This is a genomic window from Pseudomonas sp. TSRC2-2 (assembly GCF_049897785.1).
Taxonomy (GTDB): Bacteria; Pseudomonadota; Gammaproteobacteria; order Pseudomonadales; family Pseudomonadaceae; genus Aquipseudomonas.
In genome coordinates this window covers 68,290-89,154 of record NZ_JAFCWZ010000013.1, presented here as the reverse complement: position 1 = coordinate 89,154, position 20,865 = coordinate 68,290, and the positions used below count along the sequence as shown (strand labels likewise).

Sequence of the window (20,865 nt, the reverse complement as noted above, 5' to 3'; positions counted from 1 at the left end):
CGTTTTATTGAGTCTTGTGCGGACGGCTGCAAGCGCTCAAGACACCAGATAACCTTTCACGCCGGTAAAGATGATCTGCGCCGCCAGCGCGCAAACAAACAGCCCCATCAAGCGGCTGACGATCTGCAAGCCCTGATCGCCGAGAATCCGCTCGATGCGGTTCGATAGATAAAGCACCACGCCGACGGTGAAACTGGCCAGTGCGATACTCATGATCGCGGTGAGCTTGTCGTCCCAGTGCGGTTGGCTGACGCCCATTACCAGCAAGGCACCGATGGTGCCGGGGCCGACTGTCAGCGGGACGATGGTCACGTCCTGCTGCACATTGTCGGCCTGCACTGCCGGTTTACCCTGGGCCATGCCCAGCGCCGAGATGAACAGCACGCTGCCGGCGCCGATGCGGAACGCATCCACAGTGATGCCGAACACATCGAAAATCACCCGCCCGAACAAATAGAGCAAAACACTGGAAATCAGCGTCGCGAGAGCGACCTTCCACGCCAGGCGTTGCCGCTCCTTGCGCGAATAGCCACGGGTCAGGCTGATAAAGCAGGACAACACGAAGAACGGGCTGTAGAGCACCAGCATCTTCAGGTAAACGCTGAATAACACATGGAGCATGATGCAAGCTCACTGGCGATGGAGTCGGGGGGAGTCTATCAGGCACTGCCGCCTCTGTCGGTTTACGACGGCTGGGTCGTCGCCCGGTTCTGCTGATCGCGCTGCGCGACCCAGTGCTCGATCAACTCGCGCAACTGCGACAGCTCGACCGGTTTGGACATGTGCCCATCCATCCCCGCCTGGCGGGCGCGTTCCTTGTGTTCGGCAAGGATGTGGGCGGTGAGCGCCACGATCGGCGTACGGATGCGCTGGTTGCTGACTTCCCAGGCGCGTAGTTGTTGCGTCGCGGAGAAGCCATCGAGGATCGGCATTTCGCAGTCCATCAGCACCAGGTCGTAACGCTGGGCTTTCATCGCTTGCAGCGCTTCTTCGCCGTTGCTCGCGGTGTCCGGCTGCAAGTTGAGCTTGCCGAGCATGCCGCGGATGACTTTGGTCGAGATCGTGTTGTCTTCGGCGACGAGGATGCGGAAGTCGCTCGGCACTTTGGCTGCCGTAGCCGCCGTGAGCACTTGCGGCTGGTACACCACCTGGCCCTTGTTGCGCTGATTGAGTTCGTCGGCGAGGGTAGTCTTGAGCGTATAACCGGCAACGGGTTTGGCCAGGATCCGTTTGATCCCCGAGTTACGCGCAATGATCTTGCTTGGCGCGTTGCTGATGCCGGTGAGCATGATCAGCAGAATGTCGTGATTGAGGCTCGGGTCTTCCTTGATCTTGGCTGCCAGTTGCATGCCGGTCATGCCGGGCATGTTCTGGTCGAGCAGCACCACGTCGAAGTAATCTCGCAGGTGCGCCTTGGTGCGCAGCAGCGCCAGCGCTTCCTTGCCCGACGGCACGGCGCTGACATTCAGGCCCCAGGCGCTGCACTGCTGCACCAGCACTTTGCGACACGTGTCATTGTCATCGACCACCAGTACCCGCGCGCCTTGCAGCGGGCTGTCGAGGTCGGACGTCGGATGCTCGAGGCGGTCCGGGTCCAGCGGCAGGGTCAGCCACAAGGTGCTGCCCTGAGTGGCGCCGCTCTTGATGCCGAATTCGCCCTGCATCAGACGGATCAGTTGCCGCGCAATCACCAGACCGAGATTACCGCCGAGGCGATTGGCCGAGAGGAAGTGCTTGCTGTGCAATTCCGCGTGCATCAGCGCCTCGCGTTCTTCCGCCTCCATCGGCACGCCGCTGTCCTGCACGGCGATGCGCAGGCGCGGTTTGCTGCTGCGCTCGTCGAGGGCGACGACAATCAACACTTCGCCTTCCTCGGTTTTCTTCAGGGCGTTTTCCAACAGACTCAGCAAGGTCTGGCGCAGGCGCGTCGGATCGCCGCTGATCACCCGTGGCACTTGTGGCTGGATGAAACTGATCAGCTCGACGTTCTGTTGCTCGGCCTTGGCCCGGTAGATGCTCAGGCAATCGTCGATCAGCGCGTTGAGGTCGAACTGCACGTCATCGAGTTCGATCTGCCCGGATTCGAGCTTGGAGATATCGAGGATCTCGTTGATCAGCGTCAGCAGTTCGTTGCCGGCGCTGTGGATGGTCTGCACGTAATCACGCTGCTTGACCGACAGCGGCGTGCCCAGCAGCAGCTCGGTCATGCCCAGTACGCCGTTCATGGGGGTGCGGATTTCGTGGCTGATCTTGGCGAGGAATTCGGCTTTGGCGTTGATCTCGGCATTGCTTGCCGCCAGGTCGCGGCTGATGCTGAAGCGGCTTTCGGTGATGCTTCGCTGTCGCTCGCCCAGGGCGATGCTCATCAGCAGGCCGCTGATGCAGATGAACACCATCAGCGTGATGATCAGGCCTTGCGGTGTGACCAGTGTAAGACCCAGCAGCGCCGGCAGGATGACCAGCGTGCCGATGTTGAATATCACCATGGCGGCGACGAACAGCCGCGCCGGGCGATAGCCCTTCTGCCAGTGATAGAAGCCCACCAGCAACATGCTCAGGCCGGCCAGCGCCACCAGTGCATAAGTGATGATGTTCAGCGGCAAAGTGTTGACGAACAGCAGCAGGAGGCTGCACGTAACGATCAATATGATGTCGCCCCACAGCAGTTTGTTCAGTGGATGCTGGCCGAGTGGCGCGAAAAAGCGCAGGGCGTACATCAGTCCGGCGGGGGCGGTCATCAGCAACGCCAGATAGGCGCCCGGCGTCTGCACCGCATGCCAGTTCGGCAGCCAGGGACCGGCGAGGTTGAGCAGCAGGAACAGGCTCAGCCCGAGCAGGCCCTCACAGATCGCCAGCCAAAGGCTGCTGCGCGAGCGCGAGTAGGCGTAGCGCACCAGATTGTGCAGCAGGAGCATGGCGAGACAGCCGAACAGCAGGCCGAAGATCAGCGTCTGCTTCTGATCGGCTGCGCCTTCCACGGCTGCTTGCAGAGTGATGTGCGGGCGCAGCTGATGGTCGGAGACCATGCGCACGTAGACGTCCAGCGGCTTGTCGGCCTGGGGCAGGGGCAGCATGAAATCGCTGCTCGGCAAGGGATGTTCTGCCTGGGGCCGGTCGTTGCCGGTGTTGCGTTGCTCGATCAGCCGGTCGCCGTCGAGCACGTAAAGATTGAGCTGTGACAGATCGGGGGCAAAGATGCGCAGCACTTGTTCGTGCTTGCCCGGCGCCAGTTTGAAGCGCAGCCACAGGGCACCCTCGGGTTCGGCTGCCGTCAGGCGGTCAAGCTCGGTGGGGCTGAATTGATTGGTGTAGCGAGGGGAGCGGATGTCGCTCAGTTGCAGGATGCCCTGATCGTCAAGCAATACCGACCAGCCACTGCCTTGCGCGGCCTGGGCCGGGAGCATGCAGAGCAAGGTCATCAGCGTGACGGTGAAGCTTATGGCGATCCTGAGCCAGCGCACGGCGAAATCCCTTCGTAGGTTGATGCCAGAATATAACGATGCGCGGCGACCGAACAGCCCGGCGAGGATGGCATCCGCGCCGGGCTTGATGGATCGCTTATTCCTGGGTTTCGCCGCGCTCACGGGCAATGGCGCGGTAGCCAATGTCCTTGCGGTAGAAGCAGCCATCCCAGTCGATGGCAGCGGCAAGTTTGTAGGCTTGCTGCTGGGCTTCACCGACGGTGGCGCCCATGGCTGTGGCGCAAAGCACGCGACCACCGGCAGTGACCACCTGACCGTCCTTCAATGCGGTGCCGGCGTGGAAGACTTTGCCTTCCAGACCTGCTGCTGCGTCCAGGCCATTGATCGCTGCGCCTTTAGCGTAGTCGCCCGGGTAGCCGCCAGCGGCCAGAACGATGCCAACGCTCGGACGCGAGTCCCACTGCGCTTCAACCTTGTCCAGCGCTTGCGCCAGTGCGGCTTCGACCAGCAACACCAGGCTCGATTGCAGACGCAGCATCACCGGTTGGGTTTCCGGGTCGCCGAAGCGGCAGTTGAACTCGATGACCTTCGGGTTACCGGCCTTGTCGATCATCAGACCGGCATAGAGGAACCCGGTGTAGACGTTGCCTTCATCGGCCATGCCACGCACGGTCGGCCAGATCACCTGATCCATCACGCGCTGGTGCACGTCGGCGGTGACCACCGGGGCAGGAGAGTAAGCCCCCATGCCGCCGGTGTTCGGGCCGCTGTCGCCGTCGCCGACGCGTTTGTGGTCCTGGCTGGTGGCCATCGGCAGGACGTTCTTGCCGTCGACCATGACGATGAACGAAGCTTCTTCACCGTCGAGGAATTCCTCGATAACCACGCGCGAACCGGCGTCGCCAAACGAATTGCCGGCGAGCATGTCGCGCACGGCGTCTTCGGCTTCGGCCAGGGTCATGGCGACGATCACACCTTTACCGGCAGCCAGGCCATCGGCCTTGATCACGATCGGCGCGCCTTTTTCACGCAGATAAGCCAGAGCCGGCTCGATCTCGGTGAAGTTCTGGTAGTCGGCGGTCGGAATCTTGTGGCGGGCGAGGAAATCCTTGGTGAACGCTTTTGAGCCTTCGAGCTGCGCAGCACCGGCGGTCGGGCCGAAGCAGTCCAGGCCACGGGCGCGGAACAGATCGACCACGCCCGCAACCAGTGGCACTTCCGGGCCGACGATGGTCAGGGAAACGTTTTTCTCGGCGAAGTCGGCCAGTTGCTCTAGGGCCAGTACGTCGATGGCGACGTTCTCGCACTTGGCTTCAATTGCCGTACCGGCGTTGCCCGGCGCGACGAAAACCTTCTGCACACGCGGATCCTGAGCCACTTTCCAGGCCAGGGCGTGTTCACGGCCACCGCTGCCAATGATCAAAACATTCATTTCAAAAACCTCAAAATTCTGTGGGACGCTAACAAACCTCTGTGCTCGGACCCTGTAGGAGCTGCCGAAGGCGGCGATCTTTTGATCTTGCCTTTTAAACACAAGATCAAAAGATCGCAGCCTCGTTTCACTCGTCAGCTCCTACACAGAGCCTGCATCCGGGGGCGCGGGATCAGTGACGGAAGTGGCGCATTCCTGTGAACACCATCGCGATACCGGCCTCATCGGCAGCAGCAATCACTTCAGCATCACGCATCGAACCGCCTGGCTGGATCACCGCAGTGATGCCGACCTTGGCCGCATTGTCCAGGCCGTCGCGGAACGGGAAAAATGCATCGGAGGCCATGACCGAACCGGCCACCTGCAAGCCCGCCTGCTCAGCCTTGATCGCGGCGATGCGTGCCGAGTTGACGCGGCTCATCTGGCCGGCGCCGACACCGATGGTCTGACGGTTTTTGGCGTAGACGATGGCGTTGGATTTGACGTATTTGGCGACTTTCCAGGCGAAGATCAGGTCGTGGATTTCCTGTTCGGTCGGTGCGCGTTTGGTCACCACTTTCAGGTCATCGGCGCTGATCATGCCGATATCGCGGCTCTGCACCAGCAAACCGCCGTTCACGCGCTTGTAATCCCAGGCAGCAGCGCGGTCAGCCGACCACTCGCCGCAGGCCAGCAGGCGTACGTTGGCTTTGGCCGCGACGATGGCGCGGGCTTCTTCGCTGACCGATGGGGCGATGATCACTTCAACGAACTGACGCTCGACGATCGCCTTGGCGGTCTCGGCATCCAGCTCGCGGTTGAAGGCAATGATGCCGCCGAACGCCGATTCAGTGTCGGTGGCATAGGCCAGTTCGTAGGCCTGGTGAATACCGCCTTCAGCGTCCGGGCTGACGGCGACGCCGCACGGGTTGGCATGCTTGACGATCACACAGGCTGGCTTGACGAAGCTTTTCACGCATTCCAGCGCAGCATCGGTGTCGGCAACGTTGTTGTACGACAGTTCTTTGCCTTGCAGCTGGGTCGCGGTGGCGATGCCGACTTCGGCAGGCTTGGCTTCAACGTAAAAAGCCGCGCTCTGGTGCGGGTTCTCGCCGTAGCGCATTTCCTGGGCCTTGATGAACTGGCTGTTGAAGGTGCGCGGGAATTCGCTGCGGCCGGAAGTCGAGAGGGTCTCAGCGGCCTGGTTAACGGTGCCCATGTAGTTGGCGATCATGCCGTCGTAGGCGGCGGTGTGTTCGAAGGCCTTGAGCATCAGGTCGAAACGCTGAGCGTAGGTCAGGCCGCCGGCCTTGAGGTTTTCCAGGACGTTGGCGTAATCGCTGGCATTCACCACGATCGCTACGTCTTTATGGTTTTTCGCTGCCGAACGGACCATGGTCGGCCCACCGATGTCGATGTTCTCGATAGCGGTCGGCAAGTCGCAGCCTGGCTTGTTGATGGTCGCTTCGAACGGGTAGAGGTTGACTGCCACCAGATCGATCGGCTTGATGCCATGCTCGTTCATGATTGCATCGTCAGTACCGCGACGACCGAGGATGCCACCGTGGATTTTCGGGTGCAGGGTTTTTACCCGACCGTCCATCATCTCGGCGAAACCGGTGTAATCCGCGACTTCCACTGCGGCAACGCCGTTGTCACGCAGCAGCTTGAACGTTCCGCCGGTGGAGAGGATCTCGACGCCCAGAGCTTCAAGCTCTTTGGCGAATTCGAGGATCCCGGTCTTGTCGGAAACGCTGATCAAGGCGCGGCGGATCGGCAGGCGGGTAGTCTGGTCGGTCATCTCAGTTTCCATCAAAAGCAAAGGAAGTCAGCAAAAAAGGCGACCGTTTTTTACGCGGGCGCCTTTCTGGTTTGATTGAATGCTTACAGCAGATCGTACTGCTTGAGTTTCTTGCGCAGCGTGCCGCGGTTCAGTCCCAGCAGCTCACTGGCCTTGGTCTGGTTGCCCTTGACGTAATTCATCACGCTTTCGAGCAGGGGCGCCTCGACTTCGGACAGCACCAGGTTGTACACATCCGTGACGGACGCGCCCTCAAGGTGGGCGAAATAATTGTGCAGCGCCTTCTCGACACTCCCGCGAAGGGTCTGGCCTTCTTCGCTCGGCGTGTTGAGGTGCTGTTTCAAATTCACGTTGTCGCTCACGGGTGTTGTTCCACTCACTAAAGTCTCGGTCATCATCGTCATGCGGCCACCCCTTTTTCGTCCCCTGTCAGGCTCTTGTAACGCTCGGCGAAGAACTCCCGAACGTCGGCGCATTGTGTTTCCGTACCATCCAAACGATTGAAACGGGCGCGAAACTCCCTGGCGCCCGGCAAGGTTGCGAGATACCAGCCCACATGCTTGCGGGCAATGCGCACGCCCATCACGTCGCCATAGAAGGCGTGAAGGGCAGCCAGATGCTCCAGCAGGATGCGTTCCACTTCGCTCAGTTCCGGCGCAGGCAATTTCTCGCCGGTGCGCAGGAAATGTTCGATCTCGCGAAAAATCCATGGCCGCCCTTGAGCGGCACGGCCAATCAGCAGGCCATCGGCACCGGTCGCGTCAAGCACGTATCGGGCCTTTTCCGGCGAATCGATATCGCCATTGGCAAACACCGGAATCGACACGGCCTGCTTGATCGCGGCAATCGTGTCGTACTCGGCTTCGCCTGTGTACAGATCGGCACGCGTGCGGCCATGTACGGCCAGCGCGGTAATCCCGGCCTGTTCGGCGATCTTCGCCACGTTCAGGCCATTCTTGTTCTCGCGATCCCAACCGGTGCGGATCTTCAGGGTGACCGGCACATCAACTGCGGCCACTACGGCCTGCAGGATCTCGGTCACCAGTGTTTCGTCTTTCAGCAACGCGGAGCCGGCGGCCTTGTTGCAGACCTTCTTCGCCGGACAGCCCATGTTGATATCGATAATCTGTGCGCCCAGTTCGACGTTGGCCCGTGCCGCATCGGCCAGCATCTGCGCGTCGCCACCGGCGATCTGCACCGAGCGCGGCTCGGGATCGCCTTCGTGGATCATGCGCATGCGCGACTTGCGGGTATTCCACAGGCTCATGTCGCTGGTGACCATTTCAGAGACTACAAGCCCTGCGCCCAGACGCTTGCACAACTGACGAAAGGGCTGGTCGGTGACGCCCGCCATCGGGGCGAGAATCAAACCGTTCTGCAATGTATATGGGCCGATGCGTACCGCCGACATAGGACTTCCCTGAAGTGGGGCCGGATCATGAGAGTTCGAAAAAGGGTGGGCATGATACCCGCTCTCGATGACTGGTTAAAGGCTGAATTGAACAAAATCTGAACAGTTATTCTGTTATCGCCAACGGTTTGGTTGGCCGAGATCAGTCAGAAAAATGCCGTCAATCAGGAAACGCTGAAGCGGTTCATTCCGGCGAATGGAAGTTCAGGCTGTAATTCACCGCTTTCGGCCCCGGATCGAGAATATCCAGGGCGATGTGGATCGGGGTCTGCGGCGGCATTTCCACCAGCCCCTCAAGATCGCCGCTCAGGTACTCGCCGGGCTTGAAGCGACGACTGGCGATCAGATGACCGTTGAGGTCGGCAAAACGCAGCTCCAGCAACGGAAACGGCTGGGAAAAGGTCGCGCGGTTGTAAATGATCGCATCGACCACCAGCGCCCCGCTGAATTCAGGATGGCTGCGCACCACCAGGTTGCTGCTCTTGATTTTGCCGATATCGACTTTGGACGGCACGGTGCAGCCAATCTGCGGGCAGATCTGCTGGAACCACGGCCGGTATTGATCCTGTCGCGCCAGTTCCTCGAAGTGATAGGCGACGTACTGAGCGGCAAGGCCGGCGGCGGCCAACACCACCAGCAGCAGCCAGAGCAGGCGCCGACCCCACGGCGAGCGCCGTTGCTGCCAGTCCAGTTGCAGCGGGTCGTCGGTCAGATCCTGCAGGACCTCGGCGCGCACGCCGGGCTCGGCCCGCTCGCGTTTCTTGCGTGGCGAGGTGATCAACGGCAGATCGTCGTCATCGCCAACGTCGCTGGCCGACAGCCGTTCACGGCGGGCGGTGGGGTCGATCGGATCGTGCAGACGCAGTTGCGGGATCGGCGGCTCGTCGTCCAGATCCACCGGTTCCAGCGACAACGAAGGTTCGGTGCGCTCGGGTTCGAGGGTTTCGACGCCCTCGATATCCGGCTCGGCATCCGGCGCGGCGCTGCGTTCATCGGCAGGCTCGCTGAACAGGCTGTCGGGCCATGTCGCTTCGTCGGCTTCGTCGGCTTCGGCGCTGTCGCGCCGAGCGCTCAAGGATTCTTCGCGAGCCCGCCCGAAGTCGGCGACCGGCTGGATTTCCCGTTGTTCGAGGCGGGCGAGTTCTTCGTCCAGATCGAGGCTGTCCAGATCCAGCTCCGACGCATTCCACTGCTTTTGGCTGATGGCACGCGGGCCGGGCGTTGCATCAAGGGCTGGCGCATGGCTGATGACAGGCAATGGCTCTTCAGGCGCAGCCGCGAGCGGAGTCACCGCGTCCTTGCCGGCATGTTGCTCGAGCAGCTGTTTGGCCGCATTGAACACTTGCAGGCAGGAGCCGCAACGAACAACCCCGCGCGCCACGCTCAATTGCGCATGGTTGACGCGGAAACTGGTCTGGCAATGCGGGCACTGGGTGACGAAACTGTCAGTCATGCGGCGATCCGGTTCAGGCAAGCGGTCATTTTAGCGCCGACGCCCGGTGATGCGCACCCAGCCATCGCGATTGGCAATCGGGTCGAGGTCGAAGTCCTGCGCATAAGCGGCGGCGACTTCTTCGCCCTGCTCGGCGAGGATGCCCGACAGCGCCAGACGTCCACCGGACTTGACCAGGCTGGACAATTGCGGCGCCAGCGACACCAGCGGGCCGGCGAGAATATTGGCAACCAGCACGTCGGCCTGAACCTGCGGCAGATCCTCGGGCAGATACAGTGGGAACAACTCGTCGGCAATGCTGTTGCGCCCGGCATTGTCGCGCGAGGCTTCCAGCGCCTGCACGTCGATGTCGGTGCCCACGGCTTCTTTAGCGCCGAGCAGCAGGGCGGCAATGGCCAGAATCCCCGAGCCGCAGCCGAAATCGAGCACGTGACATTCCTTCAGATCCTGTCCGTCGAGCCACTCCAGGCACAGTGCGGTGGTCGGGTGGGTGCCGGTACCGAATGCCAGACCCGGATCCAAAAGCAGGTTCACCGCGTCAGGCTCGGGAGCGGCGTGCCAGCTCGGCACGATCCACAGGCGCTGGCCGAAACGCATCGGCTCGAAACCGTCCATCCAGCTGCGTTCCCAGTCCTGGTCTTCGATGACTTCGCTGTGGTGTTCCGGCAACGGACTGCCGGTCAGCAATTCCAGATGGGCCAGGACCGGTTCCGGTTGCGTACCGCCCTCAAACAAGGCCAGCAAGTGGGTGTGCGACCACAGGGGCGTGGTGTTGAGTTCCGGTTCGAAGATCGGCTGGTCTTCGGCGTCCATGAAAGTCACCGACACGGCGCCGACTTCGAGGAATGCGTCCTCGTAGGTTTCGGCTTGTTCCGGGGTGATGGCGAGACGGACTTGCAGCCAAGGCATGGCGGGCACCTTTGTAAATCTGTGGGGCAGCCCGAAGCTGCAAAAGCGCGCAGTTTACGCCAGGTCGCGGGCAAAGTGGACACGACGCTTTGCTGTTACACATTCGCTGGCGCGATATACATATGTATCGCCTGGGTGCGGTTGGCGACCCCTAGAGTGAAAGCTCATTTATACGCATTAACGGGCTGGGCGATATGGTGGGTGAACAAGGGATTGTAGAAGAAAAACCACTGGAAGCTGCTGCGTCCACAGGAACGGCCCAGGAGATTCTGCTGCGGATCACACGTTGGCAGGTGCTGATCGACAAGCGTCTGAGCAGTCAGCTGACCTTGCTGGAGGCCATGGAAGATTTCGCCTTGACCGAGCTGCGCGATCATTGCCCGCACGGCAATATCGACCCGGGATTTGTGCAAGCTCTGCTTGATGCGATTGTGCAAAAAATCATCGACGGCAAGCCGTTGATGTACCTGGTGATCCGTGACGCTCCGTATCGCTGGCCGGGTGGTGCCGATCGCGGACTGCCTGCCAGCCACCGTGAAGCGGTTATCCAGACCGTGGATAGCGTTTCCCGGCACTTCGTTGATCAATACAAAAACTACCTGCGAAAACATTGGGAAACCAAAGGGGAAGAGGTCGCGTTCGATCAGTTGGTCTTGCGCAAATTGCAGCGCTACATCAGCGACATCGACGCGCTGTTCCACCCTGACCGTCTCGCGGGACTGACGCCGGATCGATTGCGCAGGCAGATCGAAAAGCTTCAGAAACGCGGCGCTCGACGCTATCGGTTGACCGCGCTGGCAACGGGCGCGGAAAAAAAAAGGCTCCAAGCGCAGTCCTACGCGCAATTGCCGCATTGGCTCAGGGTGCTGAGCGAGCCGGACCGTGCCAGGCTGCGCGGGTATCAGCAACAAACATCACTGGCGCAGGCGGCGCTTTATGATCTGCTGGAAGGCTACGGATCGCTGCGTGCGTATGCCCGGCAACAGGCCATTGACTACATCCAGCTCAAGCTCGACATGGAGGTAGAACCGGACCGTATCGATGTGCGCTTGAAATGGCGCTCGGCTGTTGGCGAGTCGACGCAGAGCCGTAGCCTGAGCGAATCGCTCGCGGCGGGGCCGATCGGGCAGGATTTTGCTACGGTGCTGGACGTGACCAGTGGCCCTGCGAAACGCAACCAGCCACTGCAGCCGACGTTCGTTGCCAGTATGCTGGCAGAGCAGGACTATCCGGCGGATTACCTGCGAGACCTCGCCAGACAATACGAGCGCGATGACGTACAGAAAGCCTCTTTCGACTGGTTTGTCGCGCGGCTCAAGCAAAGTGCCTTTATTGCGCGCTGCGCAGGGCATCTGATGGTGGACGACCATGATCGTCTCGAATCGATGTGGGCGGGGGAGGCCCTGGAGCGCTCCTTGCGAGTCGCCGCACTGGCGCTACCCAACGGCATGCAGTGTGCCGACTTTTTGGTGTTTTACCGGGAAGGGAATGCGCCAGTGGTGAGCGATCTGCTGCTGTACGCGCCAAACAAGCCAGACGGCCAGGAGTGGGTGCGCCTGCCTTCACTGGCAGCATTGGCCGGAGAGGTCTGGGGCTGGACGCAGAGCGAGTCCGGTCGCGAATATCTTTTGCAGCAGCTTTCCCCGGCGGCCTATCGTCAAGCTCGTGAGTATCTTGTTGCGGTGGCTGCTGACCCTGGGCTTTGGGGCATGAGCAGTGATATCCGGCGTGCGTCCATGTTGTTCGCTGAATGCGTCGAAGCGGCCGTAAAAATGGGCCTGGCAAAAAACCTGCAGCAAATCCAAGAGGACAACTCACTGCGCTGGTACTCAACGCAGACCTCGCAAGCGCGCCAACGCCTCAGCGGCCTGAATCAGGAGCTGGCTGTCCATCAGCAGGTCTTCAACGAGTTGCTCGGCGGTTTTGAAGTGTTTGTCGACTTCGCCAGGCGCACGGTTGCCGCAGCGATTGCGCCGTACCTGCGCAGCAAGAATGTCTTCGAGCCGGTCGACCCGGCAACCGTGTTGATCGATTACAGCCCCGGTGTTGCCGATCGCAGGAATCAGCAGACAGCCAGTCTGCTCGACCTGGCGATCTACGGCTACGATGACAACGCTGGCATCGAGCATCCTAAAAGAGGTGTGCGCTCCTCAGTCGGCCAGGATTTGGGTCGGGTCCGCAGTGCGGATCTGGCGCGATACATGCGCGGGGCCTGGCTGGGTGAAAAGTATGCGAAAGAGATCCGTGGCAAATATCTGGACTCGCGCGATGAAATCTGCGAGTCGCGTCGGTTCGCCTACCGCAACGTGCTGTTGTCGAAAATGGATCGTGATTTGCGGGTGGCCAGAAGTCAGGCGCGGTTGAGCGACGCGGTGTATTCGGCGCTGCTCCGTCAGGTCTCGCTGTTGAGTCAGCCGCCAGTGCCTGGTACGCATTTGCCGGGCGCCAGCGTGGTCAGCCGTGATGGCGTTTTCCAATTTACCGTGCGCAACCACGTTGTGCTCGGGGTCTACGTTTTCACCTGTTTCGATCCCGAACCGTCCTGGTGGCTGTACACGCCAGATGCTCCCGATGATCTGATACTGCGCCCCTATCAGTCCCTGTATGGCGACATTGCCGGCGCGTTGCATGATTATTTGCTGGCGCGCACGCCGGTTATTGCGCGCAACACGGTGTCGCGTGCGCTATATGCGATCGCGGCAAAAAAACAACGGGTCGATTCGCTGTACGAAGCGCAGCGAGTCAGCGATGCCCGCAGCGAGTTCAACGCTTACATCGAGCGCACCGTCACGGACGTGGAGGACATCACCACCAGTCGCGCAGAGATGATCGAGCGGCAAGTGGTCAAAGGCCTGATGTTCGCAGCCGCGCCGTTTTGCATGGTGTTTCCACCCTTTGCCCTGCTGCTGGACGTCGTGTTCATTGCCGTCAGTGCCGGGCAAGCCGTCGCGGCGCATCTGGAAGGCGATGTCGAGGGCGCGCTCGGCCACTGGCTTGAGGCTTCGTGGGGCGCGCTGTTTGCCACGGTTGGCGCGGGTAGTACGGTCAAGTGGCTCGGGCGTACGGTCAGAAATCTGAAGTACACAACGCGGCCGGTCTCATTGCTCACCGAGCGCTTGAATACCGTGGCTGCGGTTCGCAAGGAAGCGCTGCCGGCCGTTCGCGAGGTGCGTTTTCATGCCCGGCAGGCCGTCAGCCACACGCCGGATAATTTGCAACGGGTCACTGAAGAAGGCGTCTTTTTCGGCACATGGCGCAGTCCGCCCAATGCTGCGCAGCCTCAACCGACCTACTACATCCGTAGCAGAGGCAAGTATTTCCAGGTCAGGGAAAACCCACATTTCGGCGGACTCAGCCTTATCGATGCTCGGCGTCCTGCAGCTATTTATCAGCGCCCCGTACGTCTGACCGAGAGCGGTAGGTGGACGCATGACCGGGTCGGCCTGCGCGGCGGCAACGATCAGGTGCGCAACCTTGGCCATGTGGACAATCTGCGTAGCGCGTTTCCCGGACGTGTCGAGCCAGCACTCAATCGGGGCGCAATGCAAGGGGAGGCCGTCATCGCGAGGTTCGTCGCCGGGTCGAGGGACAATTATCTGTTCTCATTGAACGCGCAGACCTGTGTCATCGCCTCGATGTACAACCCGGCGACGAAGGTCGGTGCGGTTATTCACTTCGATCACAACATTCGCGCCTTGATTGAACGGAGCGTCAAGGACGTGATGACACGCCTGGGGGGCTCGGCCAAGGATATTCGTGCCACTCTGGTCGGTGGTGACTGGCTGACGGGAGCAGATATCGGCGGATCAGTGAGGGACGTGTTGCGCCAGCAGGGGTTGCGGCCGACCTGGGATTACTGGTCTTACTCTTCCTGTCTGGGTAACAACTATGCTGTTTCATTGAATCTGAACAGCGGTGTTTCGACCGTGTTCAAGACCTCCGCCAGTCAGGTTGAGCGTTTGTATACGCCGGTTTTGCAGCGAGCGGGGTATGCCACCGATCCGGTATCGAAACGCGCGAAGGTATTCATGGACCGGTTTCGTCAAAAGCCGCTGCAGCAAGATGCCTCTGGCGCTGTAGTCGATCAGGGCGGGCGCCTGGCCACCCCTGAATTGATTCAAGGGCAGGCTTTATCGTTGGTGGCACTGAATTGACGGGTTTGTTCCGGGCATAAAAAAACCCGATCGCGAGGATCGGGTTTTTTGCGCCGCTTCAGTCTTACGACTGTTTGGCCAGCTTGTGCTCGAGGTAGTGAATGTTCACGCCCCCTTTGCAGAAGCCTTCGTCACGAACCAGATCACGGTGCAGCGGGATGTTGGTCTTGATCCCGTCGACCACGATTTCGTCCAGGGCATTGCGCATGCGGGCCATGGCTTCGTCGCGGGTTGCGCCGTAGGTGATCAGCTTGCCGATCAGCGAGTCGTAGTTCGGTGGCACGGCATAACCGCTGTACAGGTGCGAATCGACGCGAACGCCGTTGCCGCCTGGGGCGTGGAAATGCTTGACGGTGCCCGGGCTCGGCATGAAGGTCTTCGGATCTTCAGCGTTGATCCGGCATTCCAGCGAGTGACCGCGGATAACTACGTCATCCTGAGTGAACGACAGCTTGTTGCCAGCGGCGATGCTGAGCATCTCCTTGACGATGTCGATACCGGTGACCATCTCCGAAACCGGGTGCTCCACCTGAACACGGGTGTTCATTTCGATGAAGTAGAAACGGCCGTTCTCGTAGAGGAACTCGAAAGTACCGGCGCCACGGTAGCCGATGTCGATGCAGGCCTTGACGCAGCGAGCCAATACCTCCTGGCGCGCCTTCTCGTCGATGCCCGGTGCCGGTGCTTCTTCGAGAACCTTCTGGTGACGACGCTGCAGCGAGCAGTCGCGGTCGCCCAAGTGGATCGCCTGGCCCTGGCCGTCGGACAGTACCTGCACTTCGACGTGGCGCGGGTTGGTGAGGAATTTTTCCAGATACACCATCGGGTTGCCGAACGCCGCGCCTGCTTCGGAGCGGGTCAGTTTCGCCGAGGCGATCAGGTCTTCTTCCTTGTGCACCACACGCATGCCGCGACCACCACCGCCACCGGCGGCCTTGATGATCACCGGGTAGCCGACTTCGCGACCGATGCGCAGCGCCGTTTCTTCGTCTTCCGGCAGTGGGCCGTCGGAACCTGGAACGGTCGGTACACCTGCTTCGATCATCGCGTGCTTGGCCGATACCTTGTCGCCCATCAGGCGAATGGTGTCGGCTTTCGGGCCGATGAAGGCGAAGCCGGAGTTCTCGACCTGCTCGGCAAAATCTGCGTTTTCCGCGAGGAAACCGTAGCCTGGGTGAATGGCGGTAGCGCCGGTCACTTCAGCGGCAGCGATGATGGCCGGGATGTGCAGGTAAGACTGAGAGGCGGACGCCGGGCCAATGCAGACGGATTCGTCTGCCAGACCCAGGTGCATCAGCTCTTTGTCGGCCTTGGAGTAAACGGCGACGGTCTTGATGCCCATCTCTTTGCAGGCACGCAGAATCCGCAGGGCGATCTCACCGCGGTTAGCGATCAGAACTTTTTCCAACTTCGCAGTCATCAAAGGCTCTCCGCGGTTCAAACGATGGTGAACAGCGGTTGGTCGTACTCAACCGGCTGGCCGTCTTCGACGAGGATGGATTCGATCACACCGCTGGTTTCAGCTTCGATGTGGTTCATCATCTTCATGGCTTCGACGATGCACAGGGTGTCGCCTTTCTTCACGGTCTGGCCGACTTCAACGAAGGCCGGCGAAGTTGGCGAAGATTTACGGTAGAAAGTGCCGACCATCGGCGAACGGGCAACGGTGCCGTTCAGCGCAGGTGCAGCAGCGGCAGCCGGCGCAGCGGCAGCGACTGGCGCGGCAGCAGGGGCAGCGGCCGGAGCCTGCATCGGGGCTGGCGCGTAATACTGCTGCGCCGGGGTCTTGCTGTGGCGGCTGATGCGTACGGACTCTTCGCCTTCCTTGATCTCGAGCTCGTCGATGCCGGATTCTTCCAGCAATTCGATCAGTTTCTTAACTTTACGGATATCCATGAATCATCAACTCCCAAGGGTCGGTCAGGGGCGTATAGCTTGGTGTTCAAGCTGCTCTAGTGCGGCCTCCAGGGCCAGTCGGTAACCGCTGGCGCCAAGGCCGCAGATCACTCCTACCGCTACATCGGAGAAGTAGGAGTGATGGCGGAAAGGTTCGCGCTTGTGCACGTTGGACAAGTGCACTTCGATGAATGGGATGCTCACTCCCAGCAGCGCGTCACGTAATGCGACACTTGTGTGCGTAAAAGCCGCCGGATTGATCAGAATGAAATCCACCCCTTCACCGCGCGCAGCGTGGATGCGATCGATCAATTCGTACTCGGCGTTGCTTTGCAGATGCAGCAGATGATGGCCGGCTTCGCGGGCGCGCCGCTCCAGATCCTGATTGATCTGCGCCAGGGTCGTCGACCCGTAGGTCCCCGGTTCCCGGGTGCCGAGCAGGTTCAGATTGGGGCCGTGCAGCACCAGTAGCGTTGCCATCTGCATTGTCCTTGTTATCAATGAGCAGTCGTCAGAACCCGGCGACTATGCCGCAAAGCCTTTGTGACTGTCCAGTTCCATGCAATAGCCAGCACGATGGCCGATGTTTGCGCGAAATATGTGACCAAGCGCTTTGATCTGGTCATTTGTGGCGCCTGGGCTGGCGCCTTCGCGAGCAAGCTCGCTCCCACCTTGGAATGCGTGCCCCGTGGGAGCGAGCTCGCTCGCGAAGGCGGTTTATCAGACGCGAAAGGCCTGAACGGCTGTATGCAGTTGTCCGCCCAATACCAGCAAGTTCTCGCCCTGTTCACGCCCTTGGCCGATGCGCAGCAGGTTATCCCCACCCAATTGATGAATACGCTCGCTGTGATCGCGGATCTCGCTGACCGCGTCACTTTGCTGCGCGGTGACATCGGCGATGCGCACGGCGGTGTCGGCGATGGTCTGAATTGCGCCAACGATTTTGTCCAATGCACCGTCGGCCGCTTGCGCCTGATCGGCCGTGGCTTCGGCGTGTTCGACCTGCGCGCGCATGCCTTCGACCGATTGCCGCGCGGCGCTCTGCAGACCGGCGATCAGCGTCTGGATTTCCGCCGTGGCCCCGGCTGTGCGCTGTGCCAGCGAGCGCACTTCCTCGGCGACCACAGCAAACCCGCGACCCATTTCCCCGGCGCGCGCCGCTTCAATTGCCGCGTTCAGGGCGAGCAGGTTGGTCTGGTCGGCGATCGAGCGAATCACCGTCAGCACGCCGCCGATGGTGGCCGACTCCTCAGCGAGATGCTCGATCATCTGCGCGTTGCCCTGAACTTCGCCGACCAACGCATGCAGTCCCGTCAGGCTCTGTCCGATCACCGTCTGGCCGTGCTCGACGGCCAGGCCGGCATGACGGCTGGCGTCGGCAGCCTGGCGGGCATCGCCGGCCACTTGCTGGATGGTCGCCTCCAGTTCGCCCAGCGAGTCACGGATCAGCGCGGTATCGCCGGCCTGATGTTCGGCACCGCTGTGCAGGTCATTGCTCAGTTCAGCGAGGGTGCGGCTGCTCCCCGCGACTTGCTCGGCGTTGCCGCGAATCGTGCCCACCAGAGCCACCAGATAGGCGCGCAAGCGATTGAGCGAGGCTTCGATGTCGTGCAGTTCGCGGTTGGTCTTGCCCAGTTGGATATCGCGACTGAAATCCCCCTCGGCCCAGGTCGACAGCGCCGGGGCGAGGTTGGTCAGCGTGCGGGCCAGGCGCCGCTGCAAGGTGTCGATCAGCAGGGCGATCAGCAGGATCAGGCCGATCATCACGCCTTGCATCAGGCGCACCTCGCTTTGAATCTGCCCGTGTTGCGCGCGCACCACGGGTTCGAGGCTGGCGATGGCGTGTTGCACGCTGGCGATTTTTTCGTGCGTGGCGGCGCTGAGATCGGCGCGTTTGCGGATCTGTTCGCGAGTGCGCGCCAGTTCTGCGGGATAGCGGCCGAGCAAGCTGTTGAGTTCGCGTTTGAGGCCGACACCGGCATCCTCGGCGGCGGCTTTGTCGGTGGTTTCGATGCCCATCAGCGCGGCGAAATCGTCGCTGCTCGATTCATTGCTCGCGACCACGCCGAGCAAAGGCAGGGCATCGATGGCCTCGGCCTGAGCGCGCATGTTGCTCACTTCTCGCTCGACATCGGCGGCCAGTTCGCTGCGCCCGCTGCTGACCAGTTTGTCGCGTGCCAGCGACAATTTCCCCAGATGCTGCGACGCGGCGAGCAGTGGCACCAGATACGCCGGGTTGCCGTTCGCGTAGGTGCTGAGCTGATCAAGGCTGGCGCTGAGTTCGCGTTCGGCCTGCAACAGCAGAGCTTGCGGATCGCCAGCCAGTTTGCCGGCGGCGAGCAGGTCGGTTTTGCTGAACTCATCGAGGCTCGACAGGCTTGGCCGCGCGGTGTCGGCCAGCGTCGCAGGCAATTCACTGAGTTGCTTGTGCACGCTTTCGATTGCCTGAGTGGCGTTGCTCAGGCGCAGCGCGTCACCGCTGGCAAGGTAATCCTCGACGTTGCGCGCCACTTCATTCTGAAATTGTTGCGACAGCCCCAGATAACGCTCCATCAAAAGATAGGGGCGTTCGAGAGCTTTTTGCGACCACCATAGCGTGGCGCCAAGGGCCACGCAGACGGCGACCAGCAGCAGAGTGTTGAGATTGGTGAGCAACTTCAGGCGCATGACGGCTACCAACGGCAGAAATGGTAAGCGCCTGAATTTATTGCGGTTCCATTACAGGGTTATGACCGAATCGGTGGATTCCGATGAAAAAGTGGCACTTTGCTTTGAGTGCCTTGCGGTCTGCACCCGATTGCGTCCGGCACCCTTGGCACGGTACAGCGCCTCATCGGCCTGGCTGGCCATCATCAGGCTGTCGGAGTCATCGCACATTTCCACCACGCCGGCGCTGAACGTGCACCACAGGTCCTGCGGCTGCGCCGGATAGTGAATCTCGGCAAAACGCTGACGAATTTCGTCGAGGACTTTATGCGCCGCGTCGATATCGGTGTCGGGCATGACGATGGCGAACTCTTCGCCGCCGTAACGGCCGATGAAATCGGTCTTGCGCAAACGCTGCTTGAGAAAGAGCGCCAGGCTCTTGATCACCCGGTCGCCCATCGGGTGGCCGTGGCTGTCGTTGACCCGTTTGAAGTGATCGATGTCGAGCATGGCAAAGCTCAGCGGCTTGTTTTCGCGCCGGGCGCGGAACGAGCAGTCTTCGAGCAGCTGCAGAATGTGCGTGTGGTTGTACAGGCCGGTAAGGCTGTCACGGACCATTCGCGCCTTCAGATTGCGCGCCCGTGCGGCGCGGTTGCGCACGGTGGTGATCAGATGACGTGGCTTGATCGGCTTGGTCAGGAAGTCATCGCCGCCTTCACTCATGGCGTCGAGCTGCTTGTCCAGGTCGTCTTCGGCCGACAGGTAAATGATCGGTACGCTGACGTAGCGGTCGTTGTGGCGAATGACCTTGGCCAGTTCGGTGCCGGTGCAGGCCGGCATATACATATCGAGGATGATCAGGTCCGGCTGGAAGTCCGCCAGTTCGGCCATCGCCTGGATCGGCTCGATCAAGGTGCGGGTGACAATGCCGGCGCTGTTGAGCAGGCGCTCGGTGTGCAAGGCCTGGGCGCGTGAGTCGTCGATGATCAGCACTTTATAAGGCTCGTACTGGGCGACACAGGTCAGCACTTCGATTTTTTCCAGCAGACTCGAAGCTTCGAGGGTGCCGGTGAGAAATTCCTGGCCGCCGGCGCGCACGGCGGCGAGACGGGTCGGGGTATCGGTTTCGTGCAGGCTGAAAAACAGCAATGGCAGCGGTTCTTCGAGCCCGACCTGAGCTTCGGCGGCGAGCTTCAGGCCGATACCGGGGCCACTGAAATCCACGTCCATGACAATCGCCGCTGGCAAACGCTCGACCATCGAGGAGCGAAACGCCGCCACGCTGTCCAGTGCCTGCGCGCTCAAACCGAAAAATTCCAGCTGCTTGGCCAGCCGTTCGGCGCGGTCGTGATCCTGCAACATCACATAGATCGGCTTGCGCAACGGTGGCAGGAAGGTCTGGTCGAGCTGATCGCCGTGACGCAGACCGGTGCGCGACAGGCGTTGCATCAAGCGATTGAGGTCAGTGATCAGGCCGCTGCTGAGACGGCCACGGTTGGCGTCCACTGCTTGCAGAGACTGGCTGATGTGGTGCGCCAGCTGGGTGTGTTCCGGCTGTTCGAAGCGCTCGGCAAAACGCAGCAGGCGCAGATTTGCCTCGCTCAGTTCGGCGAGATCGACGGTGGACCACTCACTGCGTTGCAGGCGCTGCCATATCTCAAGAATCTGACGTGCCTGATGAATTACCCGCTGGGCAAAGTGGTGCTTGAGACGCTCACGGCTGGGGTCTTCTGGCTCGGTCATATCCTGACTACTAGTGAGG

Annotated in this window: 14 protein-coding genes; 1 reads left to right on the top strand and 13 read right to left on the bottom strand. The window is 61.0% G+C overall.

Going from position 1 to position 20,865, the window contains the following annotated elements; all coding sequences use genetic code 11:
- Nucleotides 1-36: 36 nt before the first annotated feature.
- The 8 genes from ACP7D9_RS24450 to prmA form a co-directional block, all read right to left on the bottom strand.
- Nucleotides 37-621 carry a MarC family protein gene (locus ACP7D9_RS24450; protein WP_426159849.1) on the bottom strand — a complete coding sequence of 195 codons (585 nt, stop codon included), beginning with the start codon at nucleotides 619-621 and terminating at the stop codon, nucleotides 37-39.
- Nucleotides 622-683: 62 nt separating this feature from the next.
- Complete coding sequence (locus ACP7D9_RS24445; RefSeq protein ID WP_426159848.1) at nucleotides 684-3,461, bottom strand: response regulator; 2,778 nt, start codon at nucleotides 3,459-3,461, stop codon at nucleotides 684-686.
- Between the two features lie 97 nt (nucleotides 3,462-3,558).
- Entirely contained in the window at nucleotides 3,559-4,854 is a 1,296-nt protein-coding gene (purD, locus tag ACP7D9_RS24440; protein ID WP_101158321.1) for a phosphoribosylamine--glycine ligase, read from the bottom strand.
- A 172-nt stretch (nucleotides 4,855-5,026) separates the two neighbouring features.
- Nucleotides 5,027-6,634, bottom strand: a complete 1,608-nt coding sequence (gene purH / locus ACP7D9_RS24435) for a bifunctional phosphoribosylaminoimidazolecarboxamide formyltransferase/IMP cyclohydrolase (RefSeq protein WP_426159847.1) — start codon at nucleotides 6,632-6,634, stop codon at nucleotides 5,027-5,029.
- 83 nt (nucleotides 6,635-6,717) lie between these two features.
- Nucleotides 6,718-7,038 (bottom strand): DNA-binding transcriptional regulator Fis, encoded by a 321-nt coding sequence (fis, locus tag ACP7D9_RS24430; RefSeq protein WP_002555375.1) that lies wholly within the window; start codon nucleotides 7,036-7,038, stop codon nucleotides 6,718-6,720.
- Nucleotides 7,035-8,045, bottom strand: coding sequence for a tRNA dihydrouridine synthase DusB (dusB, locus tag ACP7D9_RS24425; protein ID WP_426159846.1), 1,011 nt, complete (start codon nucleotides 8,043-8,045; stop codon nucleotides 7,035-7,037). Before dusB ends, fis begins: the two co-directional genes overlap by 4 nt.
- A gap of 184 nt (nucleotides 8,046-8,229) precedes the next feature.
- The gene (locus ACP7D9_RS24420) at nucleotides 8,230-9,498 is read right to left on the bottom strand and encodes a DUF3426 domain-containing protein (RefSeq protein ID WP_426159845.1); all 1,269 of its coding nucleotides are present in this window, start codon (nucleotides 9,496-9,498) and stop codon (nucleotides 8,230-8,232) included.
- A gap of 30 nt (nucleotides 9,499-9,528) precedes the next feature.
- Nucleotides 9,529-10,407, bottom strand: a complete 879-nt coding sequence (prmA, locus tag ACP7D9_RS24415) for a 50S ribosomal protein L11 methyltransferase (RefSeq protein ID WP_426159844.1) — start codon at nucleotides 10,405-10,407, stop codon at nucleotides 9,529-9,531.
- Nucleotides 10,408-10,601: 194 nt separating this feature from the next.
- Here prmA and ACP7D9_RS24410 point away from each other — a divergent pair, with 194 nt between their 5' ends.
- Nucleotides 10,602-14,561 carry a type III effector 1 gene (locus tag ACP7D9_RS24410; protein WP_426159843.1) on the top strand — a complete coding sequence of 1,320 codons (3,960 nt, stop codon included), beginning with the start codon at nucleotides 10,602-10,604 and terminating at the stop codon, nucleotides 14,559-14,561.
- Between the two features lie 64 nt (nucleotides 14,562-14,625).
- On the opposite strand, the gene accC is transcribed toward ACP7D9_RS24410, so the two are convergent.
- The 5 genes from accC to gcbA all read right to left on the bottom strand — a co-directional run bounded on the left by accC (nucleotide 14,626) and on the right by gcbA (nucleotide 20,846).
- Nucleotides 14,626-15,981 carry an acetyl-CoA carboxylase biotin carboxylase subunit gene (accC, locus tag ACP7D9_RS24405; RefSeq protein WP_426159842.1) on the bottom strand — a complete coding sequence of 452 codons (1,356 nt, stop codon included), beginning with the start codon at nucleotides 15,979-15,981 and terminating at the stop codon, nucleotides 14,626-14,628.
- 17 nt (nucleotides 15,982-15,998) lie between these two features.
- Nucleotides 15,999-16,457, bottom strand: a complete 459-nt coding sequence (gene accB, locus ACP7D9_RS24400; RefSeq protein WP_016771862.1) for an acetyl-CoA carboxylase biotin carboxyl carrier protein — start codon at nucleotides 16,455-16,457, stop codon at nucleotides 15,999-16,001.
- 24 nt (nucleotides 16,458-16,481) lie between these two features.
- Nucleotides 16,482-16,937, bottom strand: coding sequence for a type II 3-dehydroquinate dehydratase (gene aroQ, locus ACP7D9_RS24395; protein ID WP_016771861.1), 456 nt, complete (start codon nucleotides 16,935-16,937; stop codon nucleotides 16,482-16,484).
- A gap of 240 nt (nucleotides 16,938-17,177) precedes the next feature.
- Complete coding sequence (locus tag ACP7D9_RS24390; protein ID WP_426159925.1) at nucleotides 17,178-18,221, bottom strand: methyl-accepting chemotaxis protein; 1,044 nt, start codon at nucleotides 18,219-18,221, stop codon at nucleotides 17,178-17,180.
- Between the two features lie 954 nt (nucleotides 18,222-19,175).
- On the bottom strand, nucleotides 19,176-20,846 hold the full coding sequence (gcbA, locus tag ACP7D9_RS24385; RefSeq protein WP_312997369.1) for a diguanylate cyclase GcbA: 1,671 nt from the start codon (nucleotides 20,844-20,846) through the stop codon (nucleotides 19,176-19,178).
- Nucleotides 20,847-20,865 lie beyond the last annotated feature (19 nt).

Coding starts and splice junctions, on each gene's coding strand:
- accC (WP_426159842.1), bottom strand. CDS start 15,981: ATGACTGCGAAGTTGGAAAAAGTTCTGATCGCTAACCGCGGTGAGATC.
- prmA (WP_426159844.1), bottom strand. CDS start 10,407: ATGCCTTGGCTGCAAGTCCGTCTCGCCATCACCCCGGAACAAGCCGAA.
- dusB (WP_426159846.1), bottom strand. CDS start 8,045: ATGTCGGCGGTACGCATCGGCCCATATACATTGCAGAACGGTTTGATT.
- ACP7D9_RS24450 (WP_426159849.1), bottom strand. CDS start 621: ATGCTCCATGTGTTATTCAGCGTTTACCTGAAGATGCTGGTGCTCTAC.
- purH (WP_426159847.1), bottom strand. CDS start 6,634: ATGACCGACCAGACTACCCGCCTGCCGATCCGCCGCGCCTTGATCAGC.
- aroQ (WP_016771861.1), bottom strand. CDS start 16,937: ATGGCAACGCTACTGGTGCTGCACGGCCCCAATCTGAACCTGCTCGGC.
- purD (WP_101158321.1), bottom strand. CDS start 4,854: ATGAATGTTTTGATCATTGGCAGCGGTGGCCGTGAACACGCCCTGGCC.
- ACP7D9_RS24390 (WP_426159925.1), bottom strand. CDS start 18,221: ATGATCGGCCTGATCCTGCTGATCGCCCTGCTGATCGACACCTTGCAG.
- accB (WP_016771862.1), bottom strand. CDS start 16,457: ATGGATATCCGTAAAGTTAAGAAACTGATCGAATTGCTGGAAGAATCC.
- ACP7D9_RS24410 (WP_426159843.1), top strand. CDS start 10,602: ATGGTGGGTGAACAAGGGATTGTAGAAGAAAAACCACTGGAAGCTGCT.
- ACP7D9_RS24420 (WP_426159845.1), bottom strand. CDS start 9,498: ATGACTGACAGTTTCGTCACCCAGTGCCCGCATTGCCAGACCAGTTTC.
- fis (WP_002555375.1), bottom strand. CDS start 7,038: ATGACGATGATGACCGAGACTTTAGTGAGTGGAACAACACCCGTGAGC.
- gcbA (WP_312997369.1), bottom strand. CDS start 20,846: ATGACCGAGCCAGAAGACCCCAGCCGTGAGCGTCTCAAGCACCACTTT.